13 protein-coding genes are annotated in these 13,135 nt (G+C 71.2%); 2 read left to right on the plus strand and 11 right to left on the minus strand.

What is annotated here, in order from left to right; translation table 11 throughout:
- On the minus strand, positions 1-585 hold a 585-nt coding region (locus E1298_RS34290), incomplete at its 3' end, for a TetR/AcrR family transcriptional regulator (protein WP_165975814.1).
- Positions 586-662: 77 nt separating this feature from the next.
- On the opposite strand from E1298_RS34290, the gene E1298_RS34295 reads away from it, so the two are divergent.
- Positions 663-1,841, plus strand: a complete 1,179-nt coding sequence (locus E1298_RS34295; protein ID WP_131900772.1) for an MFS transporter — start codon at positions 663-665, stop codon at positions 1,839-1,841.
- Between the two features lie 13 nt (positions 1,842-1,854).
- On the opposite strand, the gene E1298_RS34300 is transcribed toward E1298_RS34295, so the two are convergent.
- From E1298_RS34300 to E1298_RS34340, 9 genes are all read right to left on the minus strand, one after another.
- Positions 1,855-2,544 carry a spherulation-specific family 4 protein gene (locus tag E1298_RS34300; protein ID WP_131900774.1) on the minus strand — a complete coding sequence of 230 codons (690 nt, stop codon included), beginning with the start codon at positions 2,542-2,544 and terminating at the stop codon, positions 1,855-1,857.
- Complete coding sequence (locus tag E1298_RS34305) at positions 2,532-3,437, minus strand: NAD-dependent epimerase/dehydratase family protein (RefSeq protein ID WP_131900776.1); 906 nt, start codon at positions 3,435-3,437, stop codon at positions 2,532-2,534. Before E1298_RS34305 ends, E1298_RS34300 begins: the two co-directional genes overlap by 13 nt.
- Complete coding sequence (locus E1298_RS34310) at positions 3,434-4,204, minus strand: sugar phosphate nucleotidyltransferase (protein WP_131900778.1); 771 nt, start codon at positions 4,202-4,204, stop codon at positions 3,434-3,436. The genes E1298_RS34305 and E1298_RS34310 overlap by 4 nt, the downstream gene beginning before the upstream one ends.
- A gap of 15 nt (positions 4,205-4,219) precedes the next feature.
- Positions 4,220-5,215: a GDP-mannose 4,6-dehydratase gene (locus E1298_RS34315; RefSeq protein ID WP_131900780.1), complete on the minus strand. Its 996-nt coding sequence runs from the start codon at positions 5,213-5,215 to the stop codon at positions 4,220-4,222.
- Between the two features lie 25 nt (positions 5,216-5,240).
- On the minus strand, positions 5,241-6,716 hold the full coding sequence (locus E1298_RS34320) for a hypothetical protein (protein ID WP_131900782.1): 1,476 nt from the start codon (positions 6,714-6,716) through the stop codon (positions 5,241-5,243).
- Positions 6,713-8,179: a GT4 family glycosyltransferase PelF gene (gene pelF / locus E1298_RS34325; RefSeq protein WP_207944999.1), complete on the minus strand. Its 1,467-nt coding sequence runs from the start codon at positions 8,177-8,179 to the stop codon at positions 6,713-6,715. The genes E1298_RS34320 and pelF overlap by 4 nt, the downstream gene beginning before the upstream one ends.
- A 17-nt stretch (positions 8,180-8,196) precedes the next feature.
- Positions 8,197-10,221, minus strand: a complete 2,025-nt coding sequence (locus E1298_RS34330) for a response regulator (RefSeq protein WP_131900787.1) — start codon at positions 10,219-10,221, stop codon at positions 8,197-8,199.
- A 163-nt stretch (positions 10,222-10,384) separates the two neighbouring features.
- Positions 10,385-11,083, minus strand: coding sequence for a LuxR C-terminal-related transcriptional regulator (locus E1298_RS34335; RefSeq protein WP_165975815.1), 699 nt, complete (start codon positions 11,081-11,083; stop codon positions 10,385-10,387).
- 258 nt (positions 11,084-11,341) lie between these two features.
- The gene (locus tag E1298_RS34340) at positions 11,342-11,965 is read right to left on the minus strand and encodes a superoxide dismutase family protein (protein ID WP_131900795.1); all 624 of its coding nucleotides are present in this window, start codon (positions 11,963-11,965) and stop codon (positions 11,342-11,344) included.
- A gap of 346 nt (positions 11,966-12,311) precedes the next feature.
- Here E1298_RS34340 and E1298_RS34345 point away from each other — a divergent pair, with 346 nt between their 5' ends.
- Complete coding sequence (locus tag E1298_RS34345) at positions 12,312-12,833, plus strand: DoxX family membrane protein (RefSeq protein ID WP_131900797.1); 522 nt, start codon at positions 12,312-12,314, stop codon at positions 12,831-12,833.
- Here the strand turns inward: E1298_RS34345 and E1298_RS49765 are convergent.
- The coding region (locus tag E1298_RS49765) for a hypothetical protein (protein WP_207945000.1) at positions 12,792-13,135 on the minus strand (344 nt) is incomplete at its 5' end. The two genes, E1298_RS34345 and E1298_RS49765, sit on opposite strands and share 42 nt — an antisense overlap.

A 13,135-nucleotide genomic window follows, 5' to 3' on the forward strand; every position in this document is an offset into this window, starting at 1 on the left:
GGATTGGGGGTGGGCGGTGGATAGGAGGGCTTTGGCGGCTGCTCGTGCGTCGGTGCCGGCGTCGGTTGTTCCGTCGATGGAGACGACTACGCTCGCTCCCTCGATGAGGAGCAGGAGTTGTCTTGCCAGGCGGGGCGGGTCGGCGAGGCCGGCCTGGTGGATCCGGTCTTCGAGCAGGCGCCGATAGCGTGCCAGGTGTGTTTGGGCGATTAGGGCAATGGCGGGGTCGGCGCGCGTGTCGGTGACGGTGTTCACCACCGTGCAACCGTGGTAGCCGGGTCGGGCGAACCAGTCCAGCAGCAGATCGAACACCGATAGGACCCGCTCGGGGCCGTCCGGGGCGTCGGCGGTCTTGCGGACGAGCCAATCGTGGATTCTGTTGCTGTGTTCGGCGAGCATCGCCTCGACGAGGGCGTCCTTGGACGGGAAGTAGCGGTAGAGGCTGAGCTTGGACGCCTTGGCTTCGGCGGCGATCTCGTTGACGCCCACCGCATGGACACCGCGTTCGTAGAACAGCCTGGCGGCCGTGTCGAGGATCTTCGTGCGTGTCGCCTGCTGCGAGGGGCTGAGTGTCTCGGTCGCCACGGTTGGCCAGCCTAGCTCCTTCATGATTGAACAGTACCAACTTGTACTGTGAAAGTACAGGTCGGTACTGTCTTGGTATGGCGAATCGTGATCAGGTGCCCGTCGCGCGTCTGTGGCTGGCCGTCCTCTGCGGCTATCTCGCGCTCGGTGCGACCCTTCAGGAACTGCCGGGTTACGTCGCCGGCCACTTCCAGCAGCGCCCCTTCATCGTTGGGGTCACCGTGAGCCTCGCCTTCGCCGGGACGGCGGCCGCGCGGCCGTTCGCCGGGCGCGCGGGCGATCTGGGACGGGCCCGTCCGATCGCGATGGCCGGGGCCGCGCTGACGGCGTTGGCCGGGGCGGGTCACCTGCTCGCCCCCGACATCGGGACACTCCTGGTCGCACGCCTGGTGATGGGCGTCGGCGAGGCGGCGCTGTTCTCTGGGTGCCTGCCGTGGGTGCTGACGGAGGTCGACGCCTCTCGCCGCGGCCGCGTCGCCGGATGGTTCGGCCTGTCCATGTGGGCGGGGCTGTCGGGCGGCCCGCTGCTGGCGGTTGGCATGGCCTGGGCGGGTGGGTCGAGCGCCGTATGGGCGGCCGTGGTGACGTTGCCCGTCGTGTCCACTGTTCTGATCGCCTCAACTCGCCGTCCGGCCGGACCGGCGGCGTCCATCTCCCTGCGGGGGTGGCGCGACCTCGTGCCGGTCGGGGTCGGCAGGCCCGGGATGATGCTCGGGCTCGCGGCGTACGGATACGGCAGCCTCACCGCTTTGCTCGTGCTGTTCCTGGCCGGTATCGGCGGGAAGAGCGCCGGCCTGGCGATCTTCTCCCTTTCGTTCCTGATCACGCGTACGGCCGGGAGCCCGCTGATCGACCGTTACGGGGGGCTGGCCACAGCGCGCGTCGTGCTGCTGATCGAGACGGTCGGGCTGGCCCTGCTCGCCGTGGCCTCGTCACAGGCCGCCGCGCTGCTCGCGGTCGCCGTCACCGGCGTGGGCCTCGGACTGATCTATCCCGCGACGACGAAGCTGACGCTGCACCACGCTGGAGGACTGACGCCCGGGACGGCTGTCGGAGCCATGACGTCGTTCTGGGATCTCGGCATCCTCGCCGCCGGGCCGGCCGGTGGGCTGATCGTGGCCGCCTCGGGGTTCCGCGCGGCGTTCGCGGTGGGAGCGGGCGCGGCGGCGCTCGCCCTCGCCCTCACGGTGGTGCACTGGACGTCACGCGGTTCTCGCGGGGATTCACCCAGGCACGAGATGGTGTCGAGAGCCTGAACCGGCCGCCGCGTCAGCGGTCCGCGTAGACGAGGGAGAGTTCGCGGGAGAAGTACTCGGGCAGGCCGTCCCACGGGTTCGCGCCCGCCCGGTCGGTCACGTACACGACGCCCGCGTTGCAGCGGCCCGCCCGCGTCAGCGTGCGCGCGAGGACGGGACGGGGCGCCGCGTAGACCAGATGGCAGAACTGCTCGGCGGGCAGGCGCTTCGCCCACGCGGGCGCGCGGAGGCGCTGGTACGCCGACCAGGGGCCCTCGAAGGTGACCAGGAGGTCGGCGAGCGCGGCGTAGGCGGCGTCCGGGTAGGTGCCGTGATTGAACACGATGTGCTCCGCGCCGCGGCTCCGCATGCCCGCGGTGATCCGCCGGTACCGGATCAGGTGCGCCGGGCCCGCGGACACCTGGTCGAGGAACACCATCCGGATGCCGTACCACGTCCGGTAGCGCACCAGTTCGTCCTCGACCTCCTTGGTCGGACGGCGGCCGTAGGCGGTGTCGACGTACCCGGCGAGCGGGACGCCCGCGTCGGACGTGCGGTGCGCGACGGCCGCGAAGTCGCGGTCCCGGACGGTGCCCGCGCCGCTGTCGACGTTGAGCACGACCGCGCCCAGGCGGGGATCGGCAAGCGCCGTCCAGTCCACCGCGGCCGGGTGGAAGTACGCGGGCACCGCCACCGCGCCGACGCGGGCGCTCAGCCGGTACATGCCGTGTCCGCCCACAGGTCGCGCAGGGAGGTCGTGAGGTCGGTGGCGGGCTTCCAGCCGAGGACGCGTCCGATGGCCCGGATGTCGGCCTGCTGCCAGGCGACGCCGGACGAGCGCTCCAGCCCGGCGGCGGGGGCCTCCAGCACCCGCTGCCGCGACCCGGTGACCCGCACGAGGGAGGCGGCCAGGTCCCGCAGCGGCGTGGCCCGTCCGCTGCCCACGTTGAGGACGGCGGGCACCGGCCCGGGGGCGCGGGCGGCGGCGAGGACGGCGTCGGCGACGTCCCGGACGTCGACGAGGTCCCGGCAGGCGGTCAGCGGGCCCACCCGGACGTCCTCGTCGGTGCCCGCCGTCCGGCGCAGCTCGGCGGCGAGCCGTCCCGCCAGCGTGGACCGGGGCGCGCCGGGCCCCACGGGGTTGAACACCCGGAGGACGACGGCGTCGACCGGGGTCTCGGCCAGGGTGCGGACGAGCTCGGTCCCGGCCAGCTTCGTGACGCCGTAGAGGCCCAAGGGGCGCGGCGGGGCCGTCTCGGCGACCGGAACGCCGGCCTCGACGTCGCCGTACTCGGCGGCCGAGCCCAGGTGGACGAGCCTCGGCGGGCAGATCGCCGAGGTCAGCGCCGTCACGAGGTTCGCGACGGCCACGACGTTGCCGCTGACCAGCTCCGCCGGGGTGCCGTGGGTGACCCCCGCGCAGTTGACGATCGCGTCGGGGGCGGTGTCGAGGATCGCCTCGGCCACCTCCGCGGGCCCGGCGGCCAGGTCCAGCCGCAGGCCCCCCGGCTCGGGGGACCGCGCGGCCGCGACGACCTCGACCCCGGCGGCGCAGGCCCGCGCCCGGACGTGCCGTCCGACGAAGCCGGTCGCGCCGATCAGCAGGACGCGGCTCATCGCCGGCTCGCCGATGCCTGGGGGGCCGGCTCCCCCCGCCCGGGCACCACGCGGATCGGGCCCTCCAGCAGCTGCGTGCGCAGGTGCGGGAAGTCGGCGTTGGCCCGGTCGTAGTCGTCCGGGCGCCCGATGTCGAGCCAGTAGCCGTCGAACCGGTACTCGCGCGGGTGGCGCCCCTCCGCCAGCAGGTCCAGGACGAGCTCGTCGAAGCCGAGGGCGAGGCCCGGCTCGTACTTCGCCAGGGCCTCCTTCGCGACCCCGTACACGCCCATGCTGACCTGGTAGTAGAGGGTGGGCTTCTCGGTGAACTCGGTGACCTGGCCGTTCTTGGTCGTGAGCACGCCGAAGTCGATGTCCACCTGGCGGGCGTAGGTGGCGACGGTCAGTGGGGGCTTGGTGGCGTCGTGCTCGTCCAGCAGCCCGGCGAAGTCGAGGTCGGTGAGGACGTCGCCGTTCATCACGAGGAAGTCGTCCGGGAGCCGGTCGCGCATCGTCAGCAGCGGGCCGATCGTGCCGAGCGGGGCCTCCTCGGACGCGTAGTCGATGCGCAGGCCCCACCGGCTCCCGTTGCCGATGTAGGACCGGATCAGGTGCCCCAGGTACCCGATGGCCAGCGTCACCGTGCGGAACCCCTGCCGGGACAGCTGATGCAGCAGGATCTCAAGGATGGCGTACTCGTCACCGATGGGGACGAGCGGTTTGGGCAGTGTCGTCGTGTACGGCCGCAGCCGTACTCCTTTGCCGCCAGCGAGGATAACGGCGTGCATGATGCCTCTCCATGCCTAGATGTTGTACGTGTCCGGCCGGTAGCGCGTCAGGTTGGCGGGGTCGAGGAACCATTCGATGGTGTCCTTGAGGCCCTCTTCGAGCGTGTACCGGTGCCGCCAGCCGGTGGCGCGGCGCAGCCTGCCGCTGTCGCAGACCAGGCGCATCACCTCCGCCCGGTCGGGACGCCGGCGTGCCTCGTCGGACAGGAACTCGGCCTGCTTGCCCATGAGCGCGGCGATCTGGTGGGCGAGCCGCCCCATGGAGATCTCCTGGCCGGTCCCGGAGTTGAACAGCTCGCCGACGACGGTCTCGGCGGGCGCGGTCCCGAGGGTGACGAACGCCTCGGCGGTGTCCTTGACGTAGGTGAAGTCGCGGGTCGGCTCCAGCGACCCCACCGTCACCACGTCGGCGTTCGCGGCGAGCTGGCTGATCACGGTGGGGATGAACGCGCGCGCGGACTGGCGGGGACCGAAGGTGTTGAACGGACGCAGCGTCACCGCCGGCACCCCGAAACCGGCGTGGTAGCTCTCCACGAGCTTGTCCGCCGAGATCTTCGTCGCCGCGTAGGGGGACTGGGCCTGGAGCGGATGCGACTCGTCGATGGGCACCTGCCTCGCCGTGCCGTAGGTCTCGCTGGTGGAGGTGTGCACCATCCGGGGCGTGCACAGGCTCCGGACGGCCTCCAGGACGTTCAGCGTCCCGAGGATGTTCGTCTCGACGTACGACTGCGGCGCCCGGAAGGAGTAGGGGATCGCGATCAGCGCGGCCAGGTGGTAGACCACATCGGCGTGGTGGATCAGCTCGAAGACCGTCTCGGGGTCCCGGACGTCGCCCGGCACCACCTCCACCTGGTCCAGGACGTCGGACGGGAGCACGTCGAGCCATCCCCAGGACCCGAACGAGTTGTACTGGACCATGGCCCGGACGCGGTGGCCGCGCTCGACGAGCACTTCGACGAGGTGGGAGCCGATGAACCCGTCGGCTCCCGTCACGGCGACCAAGCTCTTCATCGGATTCATGCCTTTCGACGGGGGGTCATCTATGGGGAGTCGCGCGGGAGAGGACACGGCCCGCGTAGATCGTGAGGATGAGGAACAGGGCGCCGGCGACGGCCATCTGGATCGTCCCGGGTTCGGTTCGTGGGACGCTCCACGCGGCGGCGACCTCGGCGGCCAGCGCGCAGGCGCAGGTGGTGAGGGCGACGGCGACCCGCCCGCACGCCTGGAGGACCAGCGCCAGGAAGAACGCACCGCCCAGCCCGACGAACCCGCCGAGGACCCGCAGCGTCGCGCCCGAGGTGGGCAGGCCCGCGATCAGCGCGGAGACGGTGACGAGCGCCGTCAGCGACGCCATGTACCGGGCGAGCGCGGATCCCAGGGTCACGCGGGCGGCACGCGCGAAGCCGGGCATGTCGGTGTGGGTGCGCAGCAGGTGGTAGACGCGCCTGCGGTAGGCGTACAGGATCCACTCGGCGACGCCCATCGACAGCGAGAGCGACAGCACGGCCACGGTCGTGCTCCCCGCCGGCACCGGCCGCCCGGCGACCGCGCACAGCAGGGTGAACGTCAGCAGCCCGCCGGTCAGCAGGCCGAACACGGAGAAGGGCAGCGCGGCCGCGACGTCGCGGCCGGTGACCACCCGGCGGGTCGGCCGCCCGGCCCCGGAGGTGCACACGACCGCGAGCGCGATCGTGGCCGCGAGCGTCGCCAGCCAGGCGACCCACACGCCCATCGGCACGGTCTCCAGCGTGCCGTCCGCGTTGTCGGACGGCGGGGAGCCGCCATGGGCCGCGAGGTAGACCACCACGCCCGCGACACCGGGGAGGAAGGCCAGGAGCAGCCGGCGCTCGCCCCCGTTCACCTGCACCACCATCGCCGCCAGCAGGTAGGCGCCCAGCCCGGCGGCGAGCGCCGTCGCCGTCGTCCCGGCGTCCAGGACGATCCCGGTCGCCGCCGTCACCGGGACCACCACGAGCGCCCCGGCGGCGAGCCCGTACCTGAGCACCCGCGCCGCGGCGGCCTTGTCCCCGAGCCCCAGCCGGACGTACCCGAGGTAGGCCGTCCCCTGGCTCACCGTCCACGACAGCAGGAGCGAGAACACGAGCAGGACGTCGGCGGTCGTCCTGGTCAGCGCCGGGGTCGCGACGATGTAGCAGAGCCCGGGCAGGCCGAACAGCACCCCGCGCACGAGGTGCCGCCAGGGCGTGGGCCGCCACGGGCTCGCGGTCGCCTCGGGCGTCGGCGGGCGGCGCGGCGTCCCGGCGAACAGGTCCTCGGCGACCGCGAACACGTCCGGATGGCCGTAGCCGCGGGCCGCCTCGTCGTTGATCCCGTCCGCCTCCAGCCCGGCCGTGATCTCCAGCGGGTCGACCGCGCTCGCGCACAGGTCCGCCATGCGCTCCCGCAGCTCCTCCAGCCGCTCCGCCGCGCTTGCCCGCGAACTCCCTGCGTGGACGGGCACGCGCTCGCGGTCCTGCGGTCCGTGGATGTGGTCGGGCATGGAGGCGCTCATGCGAGCCTCGCCTCGGCCGTCCGGCGGTCGGCCGTCCGGCGGTCGGCCGTCCGGCGGTCCGCCGTGCGGGGCTCGGCCAGGTCGCTGTAGATCGTCCGGAACGCGTCCACCGCGCGGTCGACGGTGAACAGCTCCAGCGCGCGCGCCCGGGCGGCGCCGCCGAGCCGCCGCCGGGACACCTCGTCGCCCAGCAGGCGCAGGCACGCGTCCGCCATCTCCCGGGGGGCGCGCGGCGGCACGACGAGCCCGGTGTCGGCGACCGCCTCGGTGACCCCGCCGACGTCGGTGGCGACGGTCGCGCGGCCGCAGGTCATCGCCTCGATGAGGGTGTACGGGAAACCCTCGGAGATGCTGGACAGCACCACCACCGTGCCCGCCGCGTACGCGTCGCGGATGTCGTCCACCCGTCCCTCGAACGTGGTGTGCTCGGCGACCCCGAGGTCGGCGGCGAGGGCCTCGCACCGGGTGCGGTACCGCTCGCCGCCGGCCGGCGTCCCCCCGAACAGCCGCAGCCGCGCGTCCGGGACCTTCTCCTTGACCAGGGCGAACGCCTTGATCAGCGTCTCCAGGTCCTTGATCGGGTCGACGCGCCCGGCCCAGCTGATCGTGGGGGTCGCGGGCTCGGCGCCGGCCGCCGGGAAGCGGGCGGGATCGACGCCGTTGTAGACGGTCTCCAGGTTCTCGGGGTCGGCCCCGCAGCGCACCTCCCACCGCCGGTTGTACAGATTGCAGGGGGTCACCAGGTCGGCGGTGCGGTAGGCGGCGCTGCACAGCAGGCGGAGGAAGCCGAGCAGCACCGCCTTCACCGGCCAGGAGTAGAGCGAACGCTGGTACTCGATGTAGCGCTCACGCAGGTAGATGCCGTGTTCGGTGAGGCACAGCGGCGTCCCGTACGTCCACTTGGCCGCGAGACCGGGCAGCACGGGGACGCCGTTGGACACCGCGTGCGTGAGGTCGCCGCGCGGGGGCGGGCCCAGCATCGGCCGCAGCAGATGCTCCAGCAGGTCGATGGTCGTGAGGGCGTCGTGGACGGTGGGCCGCACGCCGATCCGGTCGAACTCCTCCCGGCGCGCGGACCATGCGTCCATGAGCCATCGCACCGGGCCCTCGGTGCGCAGCGCCGCCTGGAGGTCGGCGACCTGCCCGAACTCGAAGAGCGCTTTCAGGATGTGCGGGAAGACCTCCCCCTCCGGTCCGGAGGGGGCGAGGATGGCGTGCAGAAAGGACCGGCAGAGACGCTCGAAGTCCCGGGCCTTGCCTCCGGACGGGGGTCGCCCGCCCGGAGGCCCCCACATCGGGACGGACTTCGCGGTGACGTGTTCGGGAAGGTCCCAGGCCACGGGTTCGGTCCCGCTGGCGGTGATGGCCAGGACATGAAACCGGTGCTCCGGCATTCCCCGCACGAGCTGGTCGCACCAGACGCTCACACCTCCGTAGTTGTGCGGGTAGGTCCCCTCCGTCACCAGGGTGATATCCAACGTCAGGCTCCGGGCGGAGTGAGCGTGACGTCCCCTGCCTTGTAGGCGGACCGCTCACCGGCGTAGGCGTTCCCGAACAGCTCCGAGCCCTCTCGCGTGCCCTCCGGCGCGGTGATCGGGACGTCCAGCCCCTTCACCGCCGACTTGACCGTGATCGTCCCGTCCTGGAGGTAGGCGGTGACGTCGCCCTTCGCCACGGCGTCGTCGCGGAGGGCGGCCCGCCACTCGTCCTGGCGGGCGAGCTCGCCGCCCAGCACCGACATGGGCTCGTTCACGATGGGCGAGTTGTCGGCGAACGCCGTCCTGTACTCGCCCAGGACGCGGTCGAGCAGCGGGTAGAGGATCTGGTCCTCGGTGATGTTCGACTGATGCGCGTAGTGCGGCCTGGGGTCGTTGCCGAGCACGTGCGAAAGCGTGATCCTCGCGTCGGTCGGGACGATGTACGACGTGTAGCCGGTGTCGGGGTCGAGCGGCTCGATACAGGTCGTGGTGGAGGGGTTGTCCTCGCAGATACCGCTGCCGCCGTCGGACCGGCGCGTGTAGATCCAGTTGTACTCGTCGACCTCTTCCTCTTCGGTGGCGACGTTGAAGAAGACGCTCAGCGGATGGCGCGGCACGGTCCGCAGGGCGCCCAGCTTGCGCTGCCCCCTGTCCCGGGAGGCGTCGCCCGCCACCCACTTGACGTCCGCCTCGGACAGCGCGGGGGCGAGGTTGGGGTTGTCGTCCGGCTGCTGCGGCAGGATCCGCAGGCCGGAGTGCTCACCGGTGACCAGCTCGCTCGGCCGCACGGGGATGCCGTGCTTGGCCGCCCATTCGAGGTTCTTGACGGCCTCCTGCTTGATGGCGGCCTCGCCGACGTACTTGATCTCCCTGGTGTCCGGATCGGTCGCGCACCGCCAGGGCCTGACCGAGATGTCCTGGACGCAGCCGAGGAAGGTGTGCCCATAGGTGTGGTTGAGCCACCGGAACCGGTCCTTGTCGGCGACGAACTCGTCGGTGAGGGGATCCTCCTCGTGCTTGGCGATCTCCTCGTCGCTGCCGGCGCCGTTGTAGGCCATGTCGAACATGAAGGCCCGCTGCGCCTGCCAGGAGGCCGCGAACGTCACGTCCTCTGGCTGCATGCGGATGTCCTCCGTCTCGACTTCCTCGTCCTCGCAGTCCTCGCCGGGGGTGCAGTCGTCCTCGGTGCTCCAGCGCGCGTCCGGCAGGAAGACGTCGTCGACGTGGACGCCGAGGTAGTTGCGGGCGTAGCCGAGGTGGACGCCCTTGGTCAGCCAGGTGATCAGGCCGTGGCCGATCGTCCGGAGCTGGAACTGCTGGGCGTTGTTGGCGTAGCTCAGCACGAGCTCGCTCCGGCCGTCGTGGTTGAACGCGCCGACGAGCGTGCCCGTGGCGCCCTTGACGGTCGCGGTGAGGAACGTCTGGAAGGACCGTCCGGTGGCGGGGTCGTCCGGGAGCGGGGTCGCGAGGAAGCCGTAGCTCTCGCCGACGTCGGCGCTGACGTCGTCGAACTTCACGGGGCCGCGCAGGTAGCGGAACGCGTCGGCCTTCCCGGCCGCGGACACCTGCGCCGTCGCTCCGTCCAGGTTGCCGGAGTAGGTGGGCGCGCTCAGCCCGACGGCCGCCGACGGGTGGACGTAGGCGTCGAGCTGGCGGATGCCGAACCGCTTCTCGTAGTCGGCGAGCGCGGCCAGCTCCGTGCCGTTCTGGAACGGGGACGCGTTGGGCAGCACGACCGCCTGGTACTTGGCGCGGGGCACCCCGTCGACGGTGTCGGAGAGGAAGGCCGCGTCGATCACCGGCCGGTCGGCCTTGCGGAGATCGACGGTGCGGTACGGCACGCCCTCGATCTTCAGCTGGTCCGCGACGGCGGAGACCGGGGCCCCGCCGTCGGTGACGACCAGGACCTGGAGATCGATGCGCGGGCCCGCGGCCCTGGCGGTCACCTGCGGGCAGATGGCCAGAACGGCCATCGTGAGGACGCCGAAAAGGGCGCTGAGCACGGGACGGCGGACGACTCTCATCATGCCTCCCGGAGCGACTTACGACGCTGATCGAAGAATTTCACCGATTCACATCCGCTATAGAATAGAAATTTAAATGACCTTTGGAACTCCGACACCAGAGCATGCGGTACCCGGGTGTACAAGTAAAGGTGGACATCAGGCCCATCTTGGCGTGGGCCCGGTCCTAGGACCCCGCTGGGCAGGAATTACCTGAGGGCATGCCGCTTGCCGCGTCGCCCTCCGGCTCGTCGAAGCCATCGCCGGAGGGAGCCGAATTCAATTCGCGCCAGCGGACGGTGGCGTGATCCCTGCCGTCCGCGCCCAGCCGTTTATAGATCTGGTGGGCATGGTTCTTGACGGTCTTCTCGGAGATGACGAGCCGCCGTGCTATCTGCCGGTTGGTCAGCCCGGCGGCGATCAGCTCCAGGATCTCGACCTCGCGCGGGGTGAGGCCGGGATCGTGCCGCCAACTCTCCGGCGTCCGCCCCTCGTGCAGCCACCTCACCAGGGCGTTCACCACCGGCTGGGACAGGCGCGACTCGCCGCGCTCCGCCGCGAAGACCACGTCGGCGAGCGCCTCCGGCTCGAAGTGGCCGTAGACGAGACAGCTGAGCGCCCCCGCCATGAGGGCCTGGATCAGCGCCTGGGGCTCTTCCACCGCGGTCACGACGACGATTCGCGGGTTGTGCCTGACCCGTGCCAGCGCACTGATATTGGCGGTCGACGGCGGGGACGAGTCCAGCAGCACGACATCGGGCTCATGCCTTCGGACTTCGCCCATGGAATGCCCGATGGCCGCATTGCCGACGACATCGAGCATTGGAACGGAGCAGAGCAGTGAATGCAGCCCGATCCGCAATACCGGATTATCGCCGATGATCAAGATCCGGACCGTGTCCGACCTCATGGATGATCACTCATCACGCCTGCCGCCTCGCAATTGTGACGCCCGTGGGGAGCCAGCGTCTCGACGAATGCCTGATGGAATCCGGCGGCGACAAGGCCGGTCAAGGCGGGGGAGTGCCGCGGCATCTCGCTCTCGCGATGCCGCGACCTGCGAAGACGGCAGGCGCATGTGAAGAGTTGTCAGTGCCGGCGGCCGCGCTTGTCACACCGGGCCGAACGGCGCGCCCGGATCGGACTACCGCGCCTTCTGGATCACGCCGCAGGCGAAACGGCCGCCGGAGTCGCCCGCCTTGAGGGTCTCGGCGTCCGGTCCCTTCTTGCCGTCGGCGGAGGTGTAGCGCTCCGGGATGTTGGCGTGGTTGTCGGGCAGCGCGTGCAGCACGATCGCGCTGCCGTCGGCGTCCAGCAGGTGCTGGGTCTGGAAGCGGTCGGTGACCGACACGCCCACGCCGCGCCCGGCCTCGTCGACCAGCAGCGTGGGCAGGTCGCCGGAGTGCCCGGGGTGGCCCTTGCCGGCGTCGAGGCTCAGGTGGCCCCCGGCGGTGAAGAACGGGCTGACCTTGCCGGTGCTGGGGTCGACGGCCTGGGGGTCGCACTTGCCGGTCGTGTGGACGTGGAGCCCGTGGAACCCGGCGGGCACCTTCGACACCCGTACGGTCACGCGCTCGTGGCCCATGCTCGCCTCCTCGACGGAGAGGGTGCCGACCACGTTCCCCTGCACGTCGCGCAGCTGCGCGGTGAGATCCTGCTGCCCGCCACCGGTGGCGGCCTGCACGCCCGCGGAGACCGCGAGCGTGGCGGCCAGACCGCCGATCGTGGCGACGGCCGTCAGATGGACGCCCGACCAGATCTTCTTCATGTTCGTCCCTTCCGAGAAGCCGGCCGGACGAATGGGGAGCCCGCCGGCTGCGTGCTCCGGTCGCAGCCCGCGCCCGGAGGCGGGTCCGCCATGAACGCGATCCCGCTAGGGCTGCCTTAGTAGCCCGGCCCGCCCCCTCCGGGCAAGGGGCGCGGCCGAATCAGGCACGCATCGAACAGAGCTGACAGAAACGGCCAGGTCACACCGCGTGATCGATGGCGCGTCCGCACCGGACACGGGTGACAAATCGGACCACATCTGTCACGCCCCTAGTCAGATCGGTAAATTAATAGGAAACTTACCTTTTAGATGGCTTGCCCTTGTCCCCGCCCTTGGGAGCCCCCCGATGACCGTCGGAACCCGCCTCACCCCGTCCGATCAGCGCACCACTCCGTACACGGCCCGCTACGCCTGGGCACTCGGTCGCCTCTTCCTCGGCTGGATCTTCCTCTGGGCCTTCCTCGACAAGCTCCTCGGGCTCGACAAGCCCGCCCCGAAAGGCTGGCTGGACGGCACCTCCCCCTCGAAGGGCTTCCTCAGCCACGTCGAGGGCCCGTTCAAGGACATGTTCCACGCCATGGCCGGCGACCTGTGGGTCGACGCCCTCTACATGTTCGGCCTGGCCGGCCTGGCCTTCGCGCTGATCACCGGTATCGGCCTCCGCGTGGCCGCCGCCGGCGGAACCCTCCTGCTCGCGATGCTGTGGATGGCGTCCCTCTGGCCCGAGACCAACCCCTTCATGGACGAGCACTGGATCTACGCGATCCTCCTGGTCAGCCTCGCCTACGCCAACGCCGGAGACACCCTCGGCCTCGGCGCCCCTTGGTCACGCACCGCCCTCGTCCGCCGCTTCCCCTTCCTCCGCTGAGCGGACGCGCGGGCCGACCCTCCACGTCCGTCCGCCGAACCCGACGACGAGGCCGGCACCCTCCCGCCCCCGGCGCAGCCCGGGGAGCGGGATGTGGTGCTCATCGCTGAAGTGCGCCGAACCCGCCGCATAGACATAACCCCGCTGCACCTCGTCGGGAACCACACGGATCTCAGCACCCGCACCACACCGCGGACAGCCCCACCGCAGCACGTCGACGTCCGCCATGTACTCCCGAAAACACGACAAGAAGTCGAGCGGCCCGAAAACCACCCCGCACCCCAGACAATCCAACTCCACCC

Origin of the sequence: Actinomadura rubrisoli (genome assembly GCF_004349215.1) — a bacterium.
Lineage (GTDB): Bacteria > Actinomycetota > Actinomycetes > Streptosporangiales > Streptosporangiaceae > Spirillospora > Spirillospora rubrisoli.